General features: G+C 41.3%; 18 protein-coding genes. 10 read left to right on the top strand and 8 right to left on the bottom strand.

Features of this window, described 5'->3' with window-relative positions:
• Positions 1–33: 33 nt before the first annotated feature.
• Positions 34–924 (bottom strand): LysR family transcriptional regulator, encoded by an 891-nt coding sequence (locus AB6N04_RS13440; RefSeq protein WP_369308807.1) that lies wholly within the window; start codon positions 922–924, stop codon positions 34–36.
• Between the two features lie 98 nt (positions 925–1,022).
• Positions 1,023–2,012 carry a nitrilase family protein gene (locus AB6N04_RS13435; RefSeq protein WP_369308806.1) on the bottom strand — a complete coding sequence of 330 codons (990 nt, stop codon included), beginning with the start codon at positions 2,010–2,012 and terminating at the stop codon, positions 1,023–1,025.
• Between the two features lie 1,286 nt (positions 2,013–3,298).
• Between AB6N04_RS13435 and AB6N04_RS13430 the strand changes: the two genes are divergently transcribed.
• The 6 genes from AB6N04_RS13430 to AB6N04_RS13405 all read left to right on the top strand — a co-directional run bounded on the left by AB6N04_RS13430 (position 3,299) and on the right by AB6N04_RS13405 (position 9,153).
• Positions 3,299–3,535: a helix-turn-helix domain-containing protein gene (locus AB6N04_RS13430; RefSeq protein WP_369308805.1), complete on the top strand. Its 237-nt coding sequence runs from the start codon at positions 3,299–3,301 to the stop codon at positions 3,533–3,535.
• A gap of 212 nt (positions 3,536–3,747) precedes the next feature.
• Positions 3,748–4,305, top strand: a complete 558-nt coding sequence (locus tag AB6N04_RS13425) for a fimbrial protein (protein ID WP_369308804.1) — start codon at positions 3,748–3,750, stop codon at positions 4,303–4,305.
• A 75-nt stretch (positions 4,306–4,380) separates the two neighbouring features.
• Positions 4,381–6,873, top strand: a complete 2,493-nt coding sequence (locus AB6N04_RS13420) for a fimbria/pilus outer membrane usher protein (RefSeq protein WP_369308803.1) — start codon at positions 4,381–4,383, stop codon at positions 6,871–6,873.
• Positions 6,874–6,883: 10 nt separating this feature from the next.
• Complete coding sequence (locus AB6N04_RS13415; protein ID WP_369308802.1) at positions 6,884–7,612, top strand: molecular chaperone; 729 nt, start codon at positions 6,884–6,886, stop codon at positions 7,610–7,612.
• Positions 7,613–7,697: 85 nt separating this feature from the next.
• Positions 7,698–8,174, top strand: a complete 477-nt coding sequence (locus AB6N04_RS13410) for a fimbrial protein (protein WP_369308801.1) — start codon at positions 7,698–7,700, stop codon at positions 8,172–8,174.
• A 13-nt stretch (positions 8,175–8,187) separates the two neighbouring features.
• Complete coding sequence (locus AB6N04_RS13405) at positions 8,188–9,153, top strand: fimbrial protein (RefSeq protein ID WP_369308800.1); 966 nt, start codon at positions 8,188–8,190, stop codon at positions 9,151–9,153.
• A gap of 93 nt (positions 9,154–9,246) precedes the next feature.
• On the opposite strand, the gene AB6N04_RS13400 is transcribed toward AB6N04_RS13405, so the two are convergent.
• Positions 9,247–10,893, bottom strand: coding sequence for a fumarate hydratase (locus AB6N04_RS13400; protein ID WP_369308799.1), 1,647 nt, complete (start codon positions 10,891–10,893; stop codon positions 9,247–9,249).
• Between the two features lie 856 nt (positions 10,894–11,749).
• Here AB6N04_RS13400 and potA point away from each other — a divergent pair.
• The 4 genes from potA (at position 11,750) to potD (ending at position 15,700) form a co-directional block, all read left to right on the top strand.
• Complete coding sequence (potA, locus tag AB6N04_RS13395) at positions 11,750–12,859, top strand: spermidine/putrescine ABC transporter ATP-binding protein PotA (RefSeq protein WP_369308798.1); 1,110 nt, start codon at positions 11,750–11,752, stop codon at positions 12,857–12,859.
• Positions 12,846–13,709 (top strand): spermidine/putrescine ABC transporter permease PotB, encoded by an 864-nt coding sequence (potB, locus tag AB6N04_RS13390; RefSeq protein ID WP_369308797.1) that lies wholly within the window; start codon positions 12,846–12,848, stop codon positions 13,707–13,709. Before potA ends, potB begins: the two co-directional genes overlap by 14 nt.
• On the top strand, positions 13,706–14,491 hold the full coding sequence (potC, locus tag AB6N04_RS13385; RefSeq protein WP_369308796.1) for a spermidine/putrescine ABC transporter permease PotC: 786 nt from the start codon (positions 13,706–13,708) through the stop codon (positions 14,489–14,491). Before potB ends, potC begins: the two co-directional genes overlap by 4 nt.
• Before the next feature lie 159 nt (positions 14,492–14,650).
• Entirely contained in the window at positions 14,651–15,700 is a 1,050-nt protein-coding gene (gene potD / locus AB6N04_RS13380; RefSeq protein WP_369308795.1) for a spermidine/putrescine ABC transporter substrate-binding protein PotD, read from the top strand.
• A gap of 228 nt (positions 15,701–15,928) precedes the next feature.
• Here potD and AB6N04_RS13375 read toward each other — a convergent pair whose 3' ends face one another.
• The 5 genes from AB6N04_RS13375 to AB6N04_RS13355 form a co-directional block, all read right to left on the bottom strand.
• Positions 15,929–17,050, bottom strand: coding sequence for an SPOR domain-containing protein (locus tag AB6N04_RS13375; RefSeq protein ID WP_369308794.1), 1,122 nt, complete (start codon positions 17,048–17,050; stop codon positions 15,929–15,931).
• A gap of 68 nt (positions 17,051–17,118) precedes the next feature.
• Positions 17,119–18,228: a hypothetical protein gene (locus AB6N04_RS13370; protein ID WP_369308793.1), complete on the bottom strand. Its 1,110-nt coding sequence runs from the start codon at positions 18,226–18,228 to the stop codon at positions 17,119–17,121.
• Positions 18,228–20,987: a fimbria/pilus outer membrane usher protein gene (locus AB6N04_RS13365; protein WP_369308792.1), complete on the bottom strand. Its 2,760-nt coding sequence runs from the start codon at positions 20,985–20,987 to the stop codon at positions 18,228–18,230. Before AB6N04_RS13365 ends, AB6N04_RS13370 begins: the two co-directional genes overlap by 1 nt.
• Before the next feature lie 81 nt (positions 20,988–21,068).
• On the bottom strand, positions 21,069–21,875 hold the full coding sequence (locus AB6N04_RS13360; RefSeq protein WP_369308791.1) for a molecular chaperone: 807 nt from the start codon (positions 21,873–21,875) through the stop codon (positions 21,069–21,071).
• Positions 21,862–22,629 (bottom strand): molecular chaperone, encoded by a 768-nt coding sequence (locus AB6N04_RS13355; protein ID WP_369308790.1) that lies wholly within the window; start codon positions 22,627–22,629, stop codon positions 21,862–21,864. Before AB6N04_RS13355 ends, AB6N04_RS13360 begins: the two co-directional genes overlap by 14 nt.
• Positions 22,630–22,641 lie beyond the last annotated feature (12 nt).

Here is a 22,641-nt window from a genome sequence, read left to right as displayed (position 1 = left end):
ATATAGGAATTACGGAGTTATTCTTATTGCTTATCATTCGAGGGGGGCTTTATGGATCTTACTGATTAAAGTACGGATAGTGCTTTGCCATAAGGTTGGTAATGACGCCTGCCAAATAACGTCGATTTGCCAGCTAGCCGCTTTATGATGATGCAGCGGAATTAAATGAATATCGTCTCTCGCAATATACTTTGCGCTGTAAGGTACAAGGCTAATACCCACTTTGGCAGCAACCAGTGCAATCAGTGTTTGTATATCGTTTGCCTCTTGTAAGGGGGTGATATGAAGATCTTCAGAGTGCAAATAACATTGAATTTGTTGATAAAGCCCAAGTCCACGCTCTGCACGTAACATCAGTAATGGATATTGTGTTAAATAATCGCGTATTGAACTATTTTGTGGATAATCTTTCGCAATGGCGAGGGCTAACACTTCAGTTTTTAACGGTTGGCTAAACAGGTTTTCTATTGACGCTTGGTTATCATGACGAGTAAACGCGATATCAAGTTGATGCGCTTTTAACTTTTCGCTCATAACAGATGAAGGCATATCGTCCAGTTGGATGGCAACGTTTGGTAGCTTTTCCCGTAGGCGAGCCACAAATAAAGAGGCCTCCTCAAAGGCGGAGATCCCAAAACCGACATTTAAAATCTTGGGGAGCTCTTGGTTGAGTTTCAATGCATGGTTTCGAAACGCTTGCATATGGTTCAACGCCAGTTTAGCACTCGGTAGTAATGCAAGACCCTCTTCGGTGAGTTCTGCACCATGACGCCCACGTTCAAACAGTCGTAAGCTAAGCTGATTTTCCAATAATTTAATTTGCTTTGTTAATGCAGGTTGGCTAATACATAAGCGTGCTGAAGCTTCTCGGTAATTTTGCGTATCAGCAAGCACAATAAAGGCGTGAAGAAGTCGAGTATCCATAATGTCTGATCGTTACCTCTCACTGAAAATAATAAACGCTATAGTATCTATATAATGAATAAATCACTATAGCGTTAGTGATTAGATTGATGACTGACTTATTTTTCGATAAAAGGTGTCGATTGAGACGCGAAGCGAACCTGATGAATATCCGTTTCGTAACCCATTGTTGTATTGAGGATCTGATAGAGCTCAGGACGCCTTCCCATTAACCAACGTCGTCCATTGGAGGTGGGGAGTAAGCTAAGGTCTAAATTAGCGATGACCATATCATCTTCAATCGCCGCTGTTTCTTGAATAATTCGACCATAAGGGTCAATTATCATCGCATTCCCCGTGCGAATTTCATCATCATCACGACCCACACCATTACTAAACACATAAAAGACCCCATTATCATGGGCGCGTGAAGGCAACCAGCGTAATAACCAGCCACGACCATGCTCACCTTGAAATGCATCAATCAGCGCTTGTGGATTTTGTTTTCTATTTTCCCATAAGTGCAGTGGTATGCGTTTCATGCCGTAAGGGCTACTGGAGTTCGTTCCACCCGTTTGGTGTGGCGCAAGAATAATATCAGCACCAAGTAACGCAGTTGCTCGAGGATTTTCAATTAAATTGTTATCCCAACAAATTAAAATACCCACTTTCACTCCCCAAGGGGTATCAAACACGGTGTAGTTATCACCGCTTTGAATAATCGGGTGTTCAAAAGCATGTAATTTTCGATGTGCATGCAACTGCCCATCAGGCATGCAAGCAACCCAAGTGTTATAGCATTTACCATCTAACCCTTTTTCTATTAACCCTACACCAATGAGCATCTCTAATTCGATAGCCCGTTGGCGAATAAGGGCGAGTGACGGGCTATCGTGTAAGGTTTCACTAAGTTGATAAACTTCTTCATTAGAGAGTTTTGGGACATGCCAATATCCCGTAATGCACATTTCGGGAAAGGCCAGTATTTTGACCTGCTGCTGCACAGCTTGTGTAATAAAGTCGTGGATACAAGCTAGATTATAGGCTTTATCTCCTGCTTTATGTTGGAACTGTACAGTTGCGACTCGAAGTAATGGTTGTGTATTCATAAGTATCTCCTTCTTTAGCAAAATAAGAGCACATTGCGAAGAAGAAAAATAATGAGTTATTTTCCCTTTCGATAACGATTGGTTATCAAAAGTTAGCGTTAGAGGCAAAAATGGGGATATTGATGGTTAACCTTGAGTAAAAAAGTTGATATTCCTTATATTCTTCGAAAAAAGTCTCTTAACAGGAGAAATATTCCTATATAATATGGCGATATAAAAAATAAACTATGTATTAATCCTTATTTGTTAATTAAAAGCCTGAAAACAGCATAATAAGACGTCAAAGCGTGCTGTATTCCGATGATTGAGTGTTCTCAAACATCGACTATACTGATTAGGCGGATTTTCCTTCTGCGGATAAAATTAAGCATTTTTATCTGTGATTAACTATTTTTGCAAATATAAATATCCGATTTACACTTAATTCGTTTCGTATTGTATAAATATTATGTTTTATTTTTGTTAGGTGGTTTTTTTTGACTTAATCCCATTAATAATATCTATTAAATTATTACATTTTGTAACATTTATAACTATATGTTATTTAAAACATTTAAATTTCTTACTGTTACTGATTTTCTTGAAAGTTGTCTATTTAATCATATCGTTAACACTATTCTCTAAAAGGGTAAGAATATGCTAAATTTTTTACACTTAAAGTTAGATAAACGGTGATAGTGTTTCTTTTTTATATATCGTACTCGTTTATTGTGTTAATGAAAATCCTACCAATTTACTTCTGAATAACTCATAAAAATGAAAAAACCACTAATAATGGTTTTTTTATAATTTAATAAAATAATGTAAACAAAAATTAATTGTGTACATAGCGTTTATAAAAAATGCTTATTAATCAACTTCTCGATTTTGAATAATAAATAATACCCAGCTAGCTAGATTAATTATAAATAAACGGTTATTTATCCATGTTACCACTGGTAATGGTAACACTTATTTAATTAAGATAAATCAAAAGGTTAGTTGTTATTTATGCATGAGTAAATAGTTGTATGGTTAATTGAGTTTGTTTTTTTTCCATTGGCGATGGATTAGAATTAAAATGTTTTAATTTTGATAGGTTTAGCTGATTTTAATCAATTTTATTGATCGTTAGAAACAGTTTTACTTTTATATTCTGAAAATTATAATTAACTCAAATTCCGTGTTGTTTCTGATTTGCTATATTTTAATTTGCATTCCAAAAAATAAATTTTGATATGCTAAAGCTTTTTGATCTGTTATATAGTTTAGCCGTTTAATATTCTAAGTTTATTGGGCTATAGTTGATGATAAATGTAAACCGTATTGTAGGTAGAGAAATAAGAAAAAGAAGAAAGCATTTAGGGCTTTCTGGCATTGAGCTTGCAAAGCTTATCGGTGTGAGTCAGCAACAGATCTCGCGCTATGAAAGAGGGGAGTGCAACATTAATATAGAGAGTTTACATCTATTAGCTAATGCCCTAGAAACAGAGATGATTTGTTTTTTTATCGATGATGTATTCTTAAATAAAGAAAGTAATTAAAAACTCATTAAGAGTATTCTACTTACAGATAATATAAAAAGTAAGTTAATAATAAAGTCAAATTAACATAAATTAAACGAAAAAAGCTATCTTATTTATTAAATATAAGAGTGGATATATATGCATTACACCCTCAGCAAAAGCATATCAGCTTAATAATTGTTTTTATTAGGTGATTGGTAGAACTGTCGTCTTTTTATAGGAAAAAATAAATGAAATTAACTAAGATTGCATTAGCTTCAATTATCGCTTCTTCATTCGGTTTTGCAAATGCTGCAACAGTAGATCAAGGTAGCGGTATTATTAACTTCACGGGTAAAGTTATCAACGCACCTTGCTCAATCCCAGGTGATGGTACAATTAACGTTGATCTTGGCCAAGTTGCTAATAAAGTATTAGAAACTGGTAATAAATTTAGCCAAAGCGTTCAATACAGTATTCAATTAGAGAACTGTGATTTGGGTGAAGTTAAAGATGCTTCAGACCAAGTTGTTTTCCCTGCCGTTAGCAAAGTTAAGGTTACCTTCACAGGGACTCCAGACTCAACAGCAAAAGAACTGTTAGCGAATACGGGGACATCTAGAGGTGTTGGTGTTCGCCTAATGAACGCTGATGGCTCAACAATGAAAGTTGGTGATACCAGTGTTGATCTGCCATTAGCTGATGGCCCTAACAAGTTAGTATTTAGTGCTAGAGTCGAAGCAAATGGTGATAAAGTAGAAACAGGTAGCATCATTTCTCAAGCGACTTATGCTTTAAATTACCTCTAATCATACTTTAAATAACAGGCAGATAAACGCCTGTTATTTTCCCTTTTTATTTTTATCTTTTTGACAGGGAACATAATGTCTTTATTGCCTCAATTTAGAATGAATAAAATATTACTTTCGATGGTATTGGCATTTTCTTTTTCAGGAATGTCCAATGCAGTCGAATTTAATATGAACATTATTGATGCAAAAGATAGAGATAATATTGATTTAAGTCAGTTTTCAAATCCTGATTTTATTCCAGCAGGGGAGTATCTGACGGATATTACACTTAATGGTAGAAAATTAGCGGGCCAGCATTTAATTAAATTTATTGAAGAGAGTAAAGATAAATCAATACTCTGTATTACTCCGGAGATGGTCAATATTTTTGCATTAAAAAAGAAGATTAAGGAAGAACTTCTGCAAAATAATAACCAGTGTATTGAACTACCTAAAAAATTAGATATTAATTATCGATTTGATAAAGAAAATCAGAATATTTTATTTTCTATTCCCCAAGCTTGGTTAGAATACGACGACCCATACTGGGTTCCCCCATCTCAATGGGAAAATGGCATTGCAGGCGTAATTTTTGATTATAACCTGTTTTTAAATTACACATCCCCTAAAAATACCAGTGATACATTCAGTGGCAGCAGTAATGGTACTGCTGGAGTCAACTTGGGGGCTTGGCGTTTTCGTGCTGATTACCAATACCAATATAATCGTTCTCACGGCAAAACCAATAAGCGATTCGATTGGACTCAGATTTATGCATTTCGCGCATTACCTGAAATGGGCGCTAAAGTTTTACTTGGACAATCGTATTTAAAAACAGATTTATTTGATAGTTTCCGTTTTATTGGTGCATCGATATTTAGCGATAATCGTATGCTTCCACCGTCATTACGAGGCTATGCACCGCAGGTGACGGGGATTGCCAAAACCAATGCGGTGGTGATTGTTTCACAAAATGGGCGCGTGATTAAGCAAACCAAGGTCGCACCAGGACCCTTTAATATTCAAGATATTACAGAGGCCGTACAAGGGACATTAGATGTCACTATCGAGGAAGAAGATGGTTCGAAAACGACGTATCAAGTCACCGCTGCATCATTGCCATTTTTAACGCGCCAAGGGCAGCTTCTCTATAAACTGACGGTAGGGCAATCTGACCCATTTGGACGTTCGCAAAAAGTTGAGCCACGGTTTATTGCTGGCGAAATGTCATATGGGTTATTTGGCAATACCTCCCTTTTCGGGGGACTAATTGCCACGGTCGATAATAATAACTACCAAGCTGTAAACTTGGGTATTGGACAGAATATGAATGTGTTTGGGGCAATATCCCTTGATATTACACGCACCCATGCAGATTTAAACCATTTAGGCTCTTATTCAGGTAACAGTTATCGTTTGAATTATTCAAAACGTTTTGAATCCACCAATTCACAAGTGACTTTTGCGGGATACAAATTCTCTGAAAAAGAATTTTTAACCATGCCGCAATACATTGACGCGGCAAATGGCATCCTTAATTTCAGACGTGACAAGAACGTGTATACCGCCTCTTTTAACCAATATGTCAGCCCATTGGATTTAACGATTTATTTTAATGCTTCTCACCATCAATTTTGGAACAGTGAGTCGACAACAAGCTTTGGGATGAGTCTCAGTAAACTGTTTCGTATTGGTCAGATTAGAAATATTTCAGCCACATTGTCACTGAATAAAATTAAATACGAAGAAACCGATGACAACCAAATCTATCTATCTTTGTCAGTGCCGTTAGAAAATGGGGGATCGGTCAGTTATGACGCTCAATATGCGGATAACGGCCATAATTTTGGACAATCTGTCGCCTATTATAGCCCTAATGAGCAAAATAATTATTGGAGTATGCGCGTTGGGGGGGATCAACATGAACTTGGTCGTGCTGAGCCTAATATTAGTGGTAGTTATCAACGTTCCACGCCTTATGGGGTATTAAACGTGAATGCTACGGAAAATGTGAACTCTTATCGTGCATTGGGGGGCAGTTGGTATGGCTCTATGACAGCCACTAAATACGGTGCTGCTCTGCACCGTAACGGCACAAATAATGAGCCACGTGTCATGGTTGATAGCGATAACGTTGCGGGTATTTCCATTGATAATGGCGAGTCAGTGACAAATCGCTTTGGAATTGGTGTAGCAACAAGCTTGAACAGCTTTTCAAATTCAGATGTGTACATTGATATGAATAGCTTGCCAGATGATGTTGATATCAATGACAACATCATTGCTAAGACATTAACGGAAGGCTCAATCGGTTATCAAAAAATAAAAGCAAACCAAGGAAAGCGTATTTTAGCCATGATCCGTTTGAATAACGGAAATTACCCTCCACTGGGGACGAGCGTTATTGAAATCAATACAGGCAGAGAAGTGGGCATTATTGCGGACAGTGGTGTTGCTTATTTGACTGGGGTAGCTCCTGAAGAGAGCTACATCGTTAAGTGGGCGAATGGTGAAAGTCAATGTCGCTTGAACTTACCGAATATTAGTGAAAAACATCAAGGTAAAGTCTTGATCCCTTGCCAATAAGGAATGATGTATGAGTAAAAAGTATGCTGTTTCCCTCGGGATTTCATTCGTCTTTGTCGGCATGCAAGTTGCCTCTGCGGCAATCAATATTGACCGCACTCGTATTGTTTTTCCGGGTAAAGATAAATCCATTAGTTTGGTTATTAATAACCAAAGTAAAACAATGCCGTATCTGGCGCAATCATGGATGGAAGATGCAAAGGGGAATAAGGTTTCAGAGCCTTTTACGGTATTGCCGCCAATGCAGCGCGTTGAACCGAATGCTAAAAACCAAATTAAAATTATTAAAACCGAAGGGATTGATGCACTTCCCCAAGATAGAGAATCGTTATTCTATTTAAATGTCCGTGAAATTCCCCCTGTTTCCGATAAAGAAAATGTGGTGCAAATTGCAATCCAGAGCCGTTTAAAAATGTTTTATCGACCACCTCAAATTGAAAACAACAGCGATAAAGTTTGGGCGAAACAATTAAAGTTCACTCATACGGGAGGACAATTACTTATTGAAAACCCAACGAAATATTACATCACATTAGGGTATCTAAGTAACAATAATAAGAATAATTTTCCTGGTTTTGATAGTGCCATGGTTGCGCCATTATCAAAAGAAAGTGTTTCTGTGCCGAGTGCAAATTTCAGCCAACTTTATGCAGGGTATATGGATGATTACGGTGGAATGAAAATGTTGACCTATCAGTGTTCAGCATCGATATGTCAGTTATCAAAAGAAAACCAATAGGACGTTAGAGATGAGAAATTGTTGCCTTTCAATATGCCTCTTCATGCTATCCCTGTTTGGGTGTCATGTTTATGCAGACAGCAGTATGATGCGAGGGGATCTCAATTTTACCGGCAAAGTAGTGGCATTGCCGTGTAAAATCACATTTTCATCCCTTGACCAAAATATTGAATTAGGCTCAATTTCCCTTAATTATTTTAATCACATTGGCGACAGAAGTCCTAAACATGAGATCAAACTTAAGTTTGATGATTGCCTATTTCCGAAGCGGGATCGTGATGATAGAGATCCAGTTGTTAGGATCATGTTTATATCTGAACCGACGGAGAGTACTGACCGTAATTTATTTGGCGGTAAAACAATTTTAGACGGTTATGGTATTCGGTTGTTGGATAAACAAGGTAATACCATCCCGAATGGGGAATATCGTAACTACCCAATCTATTTTGATGATAATCAACAGATTGTTATCTATTCCATGTTGGAAAGTTATCGTCCAAGAAGTGAATTAACAGTAGGTAATATTAAGACGCAAATTACCTTAAATATTACTTACATATAAAGGTGTATAAATCATGATACACAAATTTTTTAAGCAATATGGTGTCTACTTTTTATTCTTATTTGTTTTTATGAGCCCGAAAGTATTTGCTTTAGACTGTGTGGAAAAAGGATCTGGGGTTGTGATTAAACCCCCGGTCCCAGTAGGGCAGCTTGCTATTCCTGCTGATATTCCTCCGGGAACAGTGATTTGGCAATCTGACCCGATGACCGTAACGGTATTTTGCGATAACGTATTAGGGAATAAGATTGACGTTGTTCATATGTATTTTAACCCAACGTCGCAAAAGCTAGGGACAGGCTTGTTGCTTGGGGCTAACTATCAAGGGGAGCAACTTGAAAATAACAAACAAAGAGTTAGCTTAGGCACACCACCGATTAGCGGTAAGCAAAATGTGACCGTCACTGTGACTTTTACGTTATACATTAAAGTCACGGGGAATGTACCGCCATCTGGACATTATATGGGGGATGACCAATTTACTGTTTTCCAATTTGATGGAAGCGGAGGGCTTAATATCACCCCTGGTGCTAAAAACCTGCGCTATTCTATTTCAGGGCTTCAAGGGATCCGCTTTTTAAAATGTGGCGCTGATATTAAGGTTTTCCCTGAATCTCAGCAAATAGACTTTGGCCAGTTGATGGTCACAGAGCTTAATCAAGGTAAAGAGTTTAAAAAAGACTTTCAAGTTCAAGCGGTAAAAAGAGGCTGTCTTGATAACTTTTCCATGAATGTTAATTTTGAAACCACTGACTCATTAAATGGTGAATATGCAATTGATTTAAAAAATGGCACAAACTTAACGATTCAGGATGATAAAAACAATAACGTTAGATTTAATTACTTCCAATTTTTCGGGAATTTACCGCAAGGCAGTACGTCTGTAACCCGAGATTACAGTGCAACCGTTAAGAAAACAGGAACAGTAAAGACAGGCGGATTTAAAGCATCAACGATTGTTCGTATTAACTATTATTGAGTGATAGCGTGAACATAACAAAAAGAGCAGGCTAAATGTCTGCTCTTTTGCGTTTAACTGTCAATGTATCAGTGAAAGTTCCGTTTATTCACTTTATTTGATGCATTTTTGGCAAGTTTCATTTTGAACTTGTTCAAAGAAATTATTGCCTTTGTCATCAACAAGGATAAAGGCTGGTAACCCTTCCACTTCCATTTTCCAAATCGCTTCCATGCCCAGCTCTGGATATTCTAAGCAATTGAGGCTCTTAACATATTCTTGCGCTAAGATCGCCGCAGATCCCCCAATACTACCTAAATAGAAACCTCCGTGCTTTTTACAGGCATCTGTCACGGCTTGAGTACGGTTACCTTTCGCCAGCATCAACATACTGCCACCGTGAGATTGGAACAGATCAACATAAGGATCCATACGGTTACCCGTAGTGGGGCCTAACGAGCCTGATACCATATCTTCCGGTTTCTTCGCCGGCCCCGCGTAATACACCATATGATCTTTGAAGTATTGTGGTAATTCTTCGCCGTTATCTAAACGCTCTTTTAGCTTGGTATGTGCGATATCACGGGCGATGATAAGTGGACCACTCAGGGATACACGGGTTGACACAGGGTGTTTACTTAACTCCGCTAAAATATCTTTCATTGGGCGGTTAAGATCGATATGCACCACTTTACCCTCTGTTTGAGTACGCATCGATTCAGGGATATATTGCGCTGGGTTGTGCTCCATTTTCTCAAGCCATAAACCATCTTTGGTGATTTTCGCCTTGATATTACGGTCAGCAGAACAGGAAATGGCTAAGCCAATTGGGCAAGAAGCACCATGGCGAGGTAAACGCACAACGCGGACATCGTGAGCAAAATATTTACCGCCAAATTGTGCGCCAAAGCCAAGGTGACGTGAGGCTTCTAATAACTCATTTTCTAGCTCAATATCACGGAAAGCACGACCATACTCATTACCAGTAGTCGGTAAATTGTCATAGTATTTTGCAGAGGCCAGTTTAGCTATTTTCAGAGTGGTTTCTGCCGAAGTTCCACCAATAACAAAGGCAATATGATAAGGTGGGCATGCGGTTGTTCCCAGATTGCGCATTTTTTCAATTAAGAAATTTTTTAATTTAGCGGGGGTTAGTGTTGCTTTGGTTTCTTGATAAAGCGCAGATTTATTGGCAGAGCCACCACCTTTATTGACGAACAGGAAGTGGTATTCATCACCTTTGGTGGCAAAAATATCAAACTGTGCAGGTAGGTTGGTGCCTGTATTCACCTCGTTAAACATATCAAGGGGGGCATTTTGAGAAAAGCGTAGGTTTTCCTGTTGGAAGACGTTATAAATTCCGCGAGAGAGATACTCTTCATCATCACAGTCCGTCCAAACTTGCTGGCCTTTTTTCCCAACAACCGCAACCGTTCCTGTATCTTGGCAGTTTGGTAAGATACCTTTTGCTGAAATTTCAGCGTTACGCAACAATTGTAATGCCACGTATTTATCGTTTTCACTGGCTTCTGGATCATGCAAGATAGCCGCAACTTGCTTTTGGTGGGCGGCTCTTAGAAAAAACTGTGATTCATAAATCGCACGTTCAGCAAGTAGTGTTAGGGCTTCAGGTTCAATTTTTAAAATTGGTTTTCCGGCAAATTGCTCGACAGAAACATATTTATCAGAAACTTGGATATATTCAGTTTTATCCTCAGATAGAGGATAAGGTTCTTGATAAAAAAACTCTTTATTGGCCATTTTGCTCACTCACATATTAATTTCAGTGGAAGATCCGAAAATAATCACCCGTAGGCTTATGTTTATTCTTTAATAAATTCAGTACAAAGGAACAAAGTAAAACGTATAAGTGTAATAATGAAACAAAACTACAAAAGCAATCACGAAAAGTCACAAATTAGGTTGGGATTATACCAATTTGGCCATTATATTCAAAGGGATGCGATTGATAACATGATATTGATTAAAGTTATCGAAATAAAAATCATTTCCCCGAAAAAATTAGAGATAAATCACATAAAAATATATTTGATGGCAAATTGACTTATTGTTCCCCCGTTAGGGATGATCTGTTTTTGAATGATATCATCTTTGTAAATAAATTTTGAATTTAAACGATTCAGTTTTTTGATATCTTGTTTTTAAACAGGAAAATATTCAGTCGAAGTGTATCAAGATATATTTATTATATTGGGTTTTAAGAAAAAATTATTTTTCAAATTAATTAATTGAATAATGTAAAAGCGGTTAACTCTGTGAATTTTATAATATTTTGCTTAAGTCTTATGATTTAGTGTATCAGCGAAACCTATAGATAAAAGCAAAGTGACAATATATATCGCTATGTTGCTTATTTTTATCAAAAAACAGTTTTATTTATTGTAAATTCATAATGAAAGGCAAACGAAGTGTCGAAAATGGCTTTCAATTTATAAAAACAGTGTTTATCATGCAGGGCTCAATGAATTTGAAAAATGGCGCTACTGGTTTTGGGCTTTGCTGGGGAAGGATGAAGAGTATATCTCCGATAAGCTTATACAGTCTTTAACGGTGGCGGTTCTATCTGCATTATTCCTAGGGATAGAGTGTATTATAAATGACTGAGACAACCTCTCTGACACCACTCGTCGAATTAAAATCTTTGAATAAAGGTTTTGATGGCAAACAAATTATTTCTGAACTTGACTTAACCATTCGAAATGGTGAGTTTTTGACTATTCTGGGGCCTTCTGGTTGCGGCAAAACGACGGTTTTACGTCTTATTGCGGGCCTTGAAGATGTCGATGAAGGTCAAATTATTCTTGATGGTCAAGATATTACGGATATTCCTGCGGAACAACGTTTCGTTAATACCGTATTCCAAAGCTATGCACTCTTTCCTCATATGACGGTGTATGACAACGTCGCTTTTGGCTTGCGTATGCAAAAAACGCCCACAGCCGATATTCAAAAGCGGGTTGATCAGGCATTGCGTATGGTGCAATTGGAAGATTTTGCACAGCGAAGGCCAAATCAACTCTCAGGTGGGCAGCAACAGCGCGTGGCAATCGCCCGTGCCGTGGTAAATCGCCCGAAAGTCTTATTACTGGATGAATCGTTGTCTGCGCTGGATTACAAACTACGCAAACAAATGCAGAATGAACTCAAAGCCCTTCAACGGAAGCTGGGAATTACTTTTATTTTTGTTACCCACGACCAAGAAGAAGCCTTAGCCATGTCTGACAGGATCATCGTCATGCGTGAAGGGAAAATTGAGCAAGATGGTACACCTCGTGAAATTTATGAGGAGCCTAAAAATCTGTTTGTTGCTCAGTTTATTGGTGAAATTAATATTTTTGATGCGAAAGTGTTGTATCGCATTGATGACAAACGTATTCGTGCCAATGTTGAAGGTCATGAATGCGATATTTTCACTGAGCTTTCCGTCAAAGAGGGGCAGCATGTTAGTGTGCTTTTACGCCCTGAAGACTTACGTGTGGAAGAGGTGAATGATACAGAAAATCATCCAGGGCTGATCGGTTATGTGCGTGAACGTAACTACAAAGGCATGACTTTGGATTCTGTGGTTGAGATGGAAGACGGCAAAATTGTCATGGTGAGCGAATTCTTTAATGAAGACGACCCCGATGTTGACCACTCCTTGGATCAAAAAGTTGCTGTAACTTGGGTGGAAAGCTGGGAGGTGGTTCTGGATGATCATTCGTAAACACAAAATCTTGCAAAATGTGATCATCACTGGGATTGTCGCTTGGTTGGTGTTGTTTGTTTTCTTGCCAAATATCATGATCATTGGGGCTAGTTTCCTGACGCGGAGTGATACCAACTTAGTGGATCTGATCTTCACATGGGATAACTACATTCGTTTATCCGACCCAATGTATGCGGAAGTGATGCTGCATTCACTCAATATGGCACTGATCGCCACTTTCTTTTGCCTCGTGATCGGCTATCCATTCGCCTTTATTTTGGCGAAGTTACCCAAACGCCTTCAGCCGCTGATGCTGTTTTTGCTGATTGTCCCGTTTTGGACGAACTCGCTGATCCGTATTTATGGCTTGAAAGTCTTTTTAAGTACCAAAGGCTATCTGAATGATTTTTTGCTGTGGATTGGCATTATCGATAAACCAATGCGCTTAATGTATACCCCTGAAGCGGTGGTACTGGGGCTGATTTATATCCTATTACCTTTTATGGTAATGCCACTGTATTCCAGTATTGAGAAATTGGATAAATCGTATTTAGAAGCCGCCAGAGATCTCGGTGCCAATAAATTTCAGACCTTTGTGAAAATCATCATTCCATTAACGATGCCGGGTATTATTGCTGGGTGCTTATTGGTGCTATTACCCGCAATGGGGCTATTTTATGTCGCTGACTTAATGGGCGGCGCGAAAAACCTGTTAATTGGTAACGTGATTAAAAGTCAGTTTCTTAATATTCGCGATTGGCCATTTGGGGCAGCAACCAGTATTTTCCTCACGGTGATGATGGGGTTATTGCTGTATGTGTATTACCGAGCAGCTAAGCTTTTGAATAAAAAGGCGTATGAAGAATGATCGGGCGTACTTTGCGGGGTGGCTTTATGGCCATCGTCTATGCGTATCTTTATATTCCAATCATCATTTTGATTGTTAACTCCTTCAATGAATCGCGTTTTGGTATTCAGTGGCAAGGGTTTTCAACAAAATGGTATGAACTTTTAAGCAATAATGACAGCTTATTAGAAGCGGCGGGGCACTCATTAACCATGGCGGTATTATCCGCTACGTTTGCCACGGTGATTGGCACATTAACTGCAGTTGCGCTATTTCGTTACCGCTTTCGGGGCAAGCCTTTTGTGGGGGGAATGCTGTTTGTGGTGATGATGTCTCCTGATATCGTGATGGCAATATCCTTACTGGTGCTGTTTATGATCTTGGGCGTTTCACTGGGTTTCTGGTCGCTGCTATTTTCGCACATTACCTTCTGCCTGCCTTTTGTGGTGGTAACGGTGTATGCAAGATTAAAAGACTTTGATGTGAAAATGTTAGAAGCTGCACGTGATCTTGGTGCTGGTGAATTTACCATTTTACGTAAAATCATCCTGCCATTAGCACTCCCCGCGATAGTGGCGGGTTGGCTGCTCAGCTTTACATTATCGATGGATGATGTCGTGGTATCGTCGTTTGTCACTGGGCCAAGTTATGAAATTTTACCGTTAAAAATTTACTCAATGGTCAAAGTGGGGGTGTCCCCCGAAGTAAATGCATTGGCCACGGTGCTACTGATTATGTCACTGGTGCTGGTCTGTTTAAGCCAGTGGGTGATGCGAGATAAATACGCCAAAAAAGTGAAGTAACAACTGATAGGATGGCACAGCATTTTTGCTGTGCTTTTTAAGTGCCATAAGGCGAGAGGGTGGGCTCCAATTGAGCCTATAAGATATCGACCCTAAATCATGCAAGTTACGGCTTGATGCAGGCGGGGATAAAAACACGTTATTGAGGGAAACTCAGTCATGAAAAAATGGTCCTATCTACTGGCAGCGGGTTTAATGGCTGCAAGTATTGGCACGGCAACTGCCGCTGACGATAACAAAGACGTACTGTATTTCTATAACTGGACAGAATATGTTCCCCCAGGTTTATTAGAGCAATTTACCAAAGAAACGGGCATCAAGGTGATTTACTCCACCTATGAATCCAACGAAAGCATGTACACCAAATTGAAAACCTATAAAGAAGGGGCTTATGATTTGGTGGTGCCATCCACTTACTTTATTGCCAAAATGAGCAAAGAAGGGATGCTGCAAAAGATTGATCAAAGTAAATTGAGCAACTTTAAAAACCTCGATCCGAATTTAATTCACAAAGAATTTGACCCAAATAACGACTATTCCGTGCCTTATATTTGGGGTGCCACAGGGATCGGTATTAATGGTGAAGCTGTTGACCCAAGCTCAGTAACCTCATGGGCCGATTTTTGGAAACCGGAATATAAAAATAGCCTACTGATGATGGATGATGCTCGGGAAGTGTTCCAAGTCGCGTTAAACAAACTGGGCTATTCAGGCAATACCACGGATCCGAAACAAATTGAAGAAGCCTATAAAGAGCTGCAAAAACTGCGTCCGAATATCTTAGCCTTTAACTCGGATAACCCCGCTACGCCGTTTATTGAAGGGGAAGTGGATGTGGGAATGCTATGGAATGGTTCTGCGTTTGTTGCAAGGCAAGCAGGCTTACCAATTGAAGTGGTGTGGCCAAAAGAAGGCGGCATTTTCTGGATGGACAGCTTAGCTATTCCTGCCAATGCAAAAAACGTTGAAGGTGCCCATAAACTGATTAACTTCTTGCTGCGCCCTGAAATCGCGGCACAAGTTGCACAGTCCATTGGCTATCCAACACCGAATTTGGCGGCTAAGAAGATGCTACCTGCTGAGATTGCCAATGACCCCTCACTTTACCCGAGTGAAGAGGTATTGAAAAAAGGCGAATGGCAAAGCGATGTTGGCAATGCCAATGTTCTGTATGAGGAGTATTTCCAAAAACTAAAAGCCGGTCGTTAATGGTTTGCTGATCGTATATGTTTTGATAAAAGGGCTTTTATCAGCTTGATAAGTTTGATGAAAACTTGCTGATAATGATAAATAAGATATCCCCATGCCCCTTGTGTGGGGGGGTATCTGTCTTTGGGATAACCCTACCCCGACCATTACGCATGAACATATTGTTGTGATTATTTTTGAGACGAATAGGTTAGGTAAGTGAGGTCCACTTACCTAACAGTCGGTACATTAGTTCAGTTCAGATTGAACCTGCTGTATGCTGCGCACCCATGGTTTATCGCGTTGAAATGTAGAAGGTAAGACTTGTATGGCATGTTTTGCCGCGCGGATTGTTGGGTATTCGCCGTACACTAAAACATACCATTGGCGGTTATTTCTCACTGTTTCATAGACCAAATAATTACGTAATTTATATCGACGAGCTTGTGCTTCAAGCCCTTCAGGGCTGCCAGCGCTGCCTAATTGTAATGTGTAATGGCGAGGTGGCGCTGAGCGAATGTCGCCACCTAAATTAGTATGCACAGAGGCATTTTTTGTCGCGGGGATCGTGACTTCTATCGGCTTGCTAGGCATATCGACTGGCATCGATTCTACTTGTTCAGTTTCACCTTTTTGTTCTGACGGCGGTAATACAAGAGTAATGATCACTTCAGAGGGGGCATCAGACTCCGCTTCATCGATTACGGGGGCAGCTTTTTGCTGAATATGGGCTTTATGTGCCGCGGCGAGCATCAGGCGTTCACGGTGCTCGGCAATAGGTTGCCATATCTTAGCCAGTTCGCTTTGTAATGTCCAAATGTGGGTATAAAGCAGGTGTGGCTTATGGTTGTTTAATGCCTCGAGTAGTGCCTGATTTCCCTTGTCGGAGAGTTCAATAACGTTAACTTGCGGTTCAGCGTTAACTGGCTCGGTAATTGGTAAGCTGATTAAGTTGTACGAATATTGTTGGCAACGTTGTTCATCAGCCACTTCTGTTGTGGCAGTGATATCTTCCCGTATCTCATTTAACGCTTGCTGTGCCATTTCACGAACGTCATTATTCGCGGCGATGGCTTTTTCCAGCCACCACATTGCACAGGCTGAGTTTTGAGGACCGCCTTCACCCGTGAAAAACAGAATCCCCAAATGGTACTGACCGAGGGGATAGCCCTGCAAAGCGGATTGCTGAATATAGTAACGCCCTTTAGCGAGGTCAACAGGGACGCCATCGCCATTGATGGATTGCACGCCGAGGTCGTGAATTTGCTCAAGGGAGGTCGATGGTGTTGCTGACAGTGCGGGGCGGCATAACAGAAGCGAAATCCCCATTAGCAATAATGTGAACAAACGGTGGCGGTGAGTGGCTATCATGGCATTCTCATCGTAGAGTGATAAAGGCTTAGTGGTTTGTGGTGAAAACCACTAAGCCGTTAGACGCGTTATTCCCAATCAATGGTGACGGTGGCTGTGGCAGACGCCGCGCCAGATTTAAAACCTTGACCTAGAGCGCAAAGGCTAAAACGGTAAGGGATTTGATGTGAACCAACGGTGAGCTCATCTATATCAACGATATTTGCGAGGGCGTTCGTTTTTGATGGAGCAAAATTAATACCACCATTATCACAGGGTGGTTTTATGGATTTGATCGATGCTCGTACGGTTGCAGGAGCAACTTCACCGGTATCATCCATCGTCATCTTCAAGTCATTTGTATACCCCTGAGTAGCCCCCTTAAGCGTCAATTTTGCGGTGGCATGAGCATCTGTATTGCCAGTGCAGTTGATCGTAAAATTCCCATCAACTACCCCTAAAATATCCTTACGAACTCCCCCAGGCGTGCCAGAAGTATTCCCTTCCCACTCCCAAATATTCACCTTGCCAAAATCAATTTTAGGTGGGGTATTGATAGTGCATTCGATTGGTGGGGCTAAGGTAAAAGCAATACTCCCAGCGGGATAAACACGCATTTCTCCCACTTCAAAATAAGTATTTCCTGGGAATGAGTAAGTCCCAGATTTCACAGAGTTACTAATATAGAGTGCAGCCTTTAATTTACTAGTCTGATATCGGTTGTTTCCGGAAATGTTACGATAAAACACACTATCATTTAATCTACCACTATACTTATATATTCCATCATCTTTGGTAACCTTATAATCATTTTGTGTACTGGATACTTTGGGTTCTGCCTTATATTGGTAATCAATTCTAACGTTGTAACTGGCAGAAGCTGCGTAAGACATCCCTGAAAAAGTGAGTATTATACCAGGGGCTAGGACCACACCATGGTAGCCATCTACAACCCCCCAGTAACTATCAGAAACATAGGACAGCACTCTTCCATGAACAACATAACCAGCAGTTCCACTATAGTAGGGAGTCTCTGTTTCAGTGATAGCATCACTTTCCCACACTATTTTTCCTGATTCCTTAAACACTATCCCAGAAGGAAACGCACTGTAACTCACCGCTGTCAATACGCTATATATCGCGAAGCCTATCGTGACTAAATAGGTTTTTTTCCAACGTTTTTGATTGTTCAGTTTCATTATTTTTCTCCTGCTGGTGACTGTAACCAACGCGTTTTCTTTGGTGTTTGAGCTAATGGCTCGCTATTTTTCATCGGCATGGTGATTTGCTGCGCCGTTTCTGGCGTGTTCGATACCACAGGCTGAGCGTGCTGTTGACCACTGACACAGCGATAAGAAGCTTGGCGGATGGGCATATCCGCAGAGACGTTAACATGGCGTAAATCAAAATTGACCTGACACTGCTGCGCCGCAGCCTCTCCCCACTTCACTAACAGCTCTCCTGTTTCTGGTAAACCGGTGAGGTACACCTGCCCTGCATCCCCAACAATACTGCTGATATTTTCAGCGCTGTTATCCGAAATTAAGGTGGCAATCGCCCCAAATGGCACATATTTGGCACCCTGTTTTAAGGTCATTAACACTTGGTAGCCGATGCGGGTACGGAAATCGGCTTTCACCACCGCACCTTTGGTTGGGTAAACGTTGGTATTGGATTGCGGCAAATCGACGTTTTCAGGCAATGTACTTGGGTCTAAGCCAATGCTGTTTTTGTTATAGTCGGAGAGATAAGGCGCCACGGCGTAGCCTCGCCAATCGGTCACGGCGGTTCCGCCATTGACGCTAACACCCTCGGCACCCGGTGCACTGACCAAGGCAACGGAATCCCCCATCGAGCGGCTTAAGGTCAGCCCTTCGGAGTGAAGTAAGGCACCACCGCTGGCACTCATATTGATAGACTGAGAGTTATTGCTATAGCTATAACCTGTACTGATACTGCCTTTGTCACCTTGGTAACCCATATTCAGGTTGGTGTTGGCAATTTGCCCTTGATTTCCCCAGCTTTGTGACGCGCTATAAGACAGTTTGCCATCCAGCATGTTGCCACTGAGACCGCTGTTATGTTGTGTACGTCCATTTTGGTCATGGCTCATGGAGTAAGTAGCATAAATCGACTGCAAATCGCGGTTTTGAGTAAACACACTAAACGGCACGCTTAAGTTAAAGGACAGCTGGCGGTTTTCCGGCCAATTGTTGCGGCTGTCTTTTACGCGGTCGATATTGTAGTTAACACTGTAGCTGATCCCTTTAAAACTGTTGCTGTAGCCCATGGACAAGCCCGTGAGTGTTCGGCTGCTTCCCCAATAGTCATCGCGGTTAGCGCGAAAATGCAGTGAACCATACTGTTTCATCTGTTGGCTAAGTTGAGTTTGGAAACTGCTACGGCGACGCTGCAAAGTCCACGGGCTGAGGCCATCTTCAAGGCGATAGCCTTGGCTGTTAAATTCACTGAAATTATAGAAATGTTCAGTGGAGTAACGTAATGCGGTTAAATCCACCGAGGTGCCTGTTGCCATTAAGCTTTTTGAATAACGGATACGGTAAGATTGCCCGGTTTTTCGCTCGCTGGTGCTGGCAACTTGGTTGGAATAGATAAATTTAGCCGATGAGTGAGTCACGTCAGTGGAGACGGCGCCGAAATCCCCTAAAGAGACCCCAGTTCCCGTACTCAGTGATTGATAATCTTTCGCCAGCAAGGTGCCGCCATACACCGTGATATCGTTATGCAGCCCATAGACGGCGGTGCCGAGAATAAAGTCAGAGCGGCGTGAACGGGTGGTCAAGTTGCCATTATAACGACCGGATGCCACCTCATATTTCCAGCCGCCGGGGCGCAGCATCACGGGTAAAGATGAGTAGGGCACCACAAATTGGCGTTCAGCGCCATTGGCTTCTGTCACGGTGACGTCATAATCCCCCGATAACCCCGCTTGTTGGATATCATTGATATAAAAAGGCCCGGGTGCCACATAGGCTTCATACACGATGTTACCATTTTGTCGGATAGTGACACGGGCATTACTGTTAGCAACGCCGCTAATGGCAGGGGCATAGCCGCGTAATTGGCTCGGTAACATTTGTTCGTTGGAGGTCAACTGCACGCCCTTAAAGGGCACGCCATCAAACACATCACTGCCCGTACTGCTTTCACCCATTAATAGGGTGGAACGCAATGCACGAATATCCCGTGATAGCGTGGTATTGGAAAAATAGGTTTGCGTATTCGTCGTGGCGGATTGGTTATAACCCCCACTGTATTCGAAACGGGAATGGGTGAGGTTACTGCGCAAGCGCCACGGTCCCGCATTAGCCCCTAATCGTGCAGAGGCAAAGACGTTGGTATTTTGGTTTTTTTTACCGTGATCATAGCGGCTCGTGGTGCGACCTGCACTGACGTTATAGTTTGCCATGAGTGCAGGAATACCATCATCCCATAATGATGGATCGGCATTGCGACTAACGAGAGATTGCATTGCGACTTGTGGCACGCTGATATCTAACCGTAAGCGTGATAAGTCTAAGCGGACTGTCGCTTGTGGGATCAGTTCACCTAAATCTGAGATAAATTCGCCTTTCGGTAGGTCTTTCAGTACAGGGATCTGTGGCACATTGACACCAAACGTGTCGAGCTGTTCAGGGGTTAATTCCGGTGCGATTTCACCGTGGGCATTTTTGATAAAATTAAGTGTGAATTGCCCGACGTCCTGTTGGTTAACAAACACTGAAACGGTGTATTCACCTTCGGCGACCCCTCCTACTTGTGAAAATGCAGATAAATCCACATCAGTATTTTCACCCGCCACACCTAAAAAACTGGGATCGAAGTAATCTTCTGCAAGGGTCGGGGTGACCGCAAATAGCAATACACACGCTAGCGGGTGATAACGGAAAAAAGGTAGTTTTGGCTGATTTTCAGCAATAATATGAGCTTTTTTCATGGTATTCCTTAATCTTGCAAACGCAAGAATCCCCCCGTTGCCAATGTGCATCGGGTGAATGTGTTTATCTGTCGGTTGTGGTTACATTGCTGAGAGTCGGCGTGTTCTCATTTTGTCAGTTCCGCCATCGTCTTCCATGAGCTGCCAATGAATGTCGTTTGCGACATGGCTGGCATCAAGGGACCATTGCGCCTCCCCAAAGGGGGGGATCATGCGTGAGGAACTTAAATTCAGGGCGTTCTTCCCCACCGACAGTGACGCTAACGTGACATAAAATGGCGTCGGGTTTTTCAGGGTTAGCGTGTTTTTCGTACGCTGAAATTGCAGCTGTTCGGCGATATTGTCGAGATTATGCTCTGGTAATCCTGCTGGGCGATAAAACAGCTTCAAGTTATTTTGTACGGCAAGAACCATTTGCGCGCCTTCAGCCGCCTCTTTTGACTGCGCGGGGATAGCAGTCAGTGACAACAGGGCAATCGACTCTTTATCTTGCGTGAGTAAATTGTGTTTTTGCAGAATACGTAATGTGAGCGTTTCGCCCGGTTCGAAACGTTGTAACGGTGGCAATGCAATAAATGCCGTCTGGTCTTCACCGACTGAGTCTGTATTAGCATTAGTTTCTTGGTTTGATGAATTTCCTTTCCAAGGTAATAGGCGTGCCTGCAACAAATAAGGCATCGTTGTATTATTGGTGATGGTATAAGTCACCCCATTTTTGGCATCATGAGGGTAAACAATACGCGTAGAATGCAGTGTTAGCCCGTTGATTTGATCTTGGATGTTATTTGCCAACGCAGGCTGGCTAAATAGTGCCATCAATAAAGCGCCCCCGCTAACCAAGCGATATAGCACAGATTTTTTAATCTTTAATAAATTACTGTTGTTCATCGCTGATAGCTCCTGATTGAATAGTTCTCTGATACACAGTGCTCATATCCCCATAATCGGTAATGACTCGCCACTCTGCGTGCGTGGCGTTCCCTTTTACGGGGTAAGTTTGTGTGGAGAAGGGCGCAATCATAGGCCCAAGTTCGCGTACATCAATAGGGTGCTGATTAACACTCAATTGCGCCAACGTTATGTAGTACGGCGTTGGGTTACGGACTTCGAGCTGTTGACCTTGATGGCGAAACGTCAGTTGGCTTGAGGCCGTTTCAACATTTATCGGTAACCCTTTAGGGCGATAAAACAGTTTGATGACATTACGGATCCCTACAGCAACTTGAGCACTGGTCATTTCACCTTCCGGTGCGTTGACTTTTGTGGTGGAAGGGATAGCTAATAAACTTAAATAAAACACCGACTCTCTGTCTGTTGGGAGCTCAGCCGTACCATTACGAACAATTAATAACGTGTTTTGGCTCTCTTTCTCTAAGCGAGAGATCGGTGGTGTCACAATAAAAGGCGGTGCTGGTCTTTGTACATTTCCATCAGGCGTATTCATAACATCCGCTTTGATCAAATAAACCTGTGGACTGCTGTTTTTTATGGCAATCTTTGTATTTACGTTGCCTGCATCGAATACAAGACGAGTTTGGGCTAATCGTAGACCGCCTTCGGTTGCAGAAGCCAAGACAGAAAAACCACCGCATATCAATAAAATAATAAGAGTGTGATAGTAAGAAAAACGAGTCGAAAACATACTGATTACCCA

The organism is Providencia rettgeri (genome assembly GCF_041075285.1).
Classification (GTDB): domain Bacteria; phylum Pseudomonadota; class Gammaproteobacteria; order Enterobacterales; family Enterobacteriaceae; genus Providencia; species Providencia rettgeri_G.
This window is presented reverse-complemented; position numbering and strand designations above follow the sequence as displayed.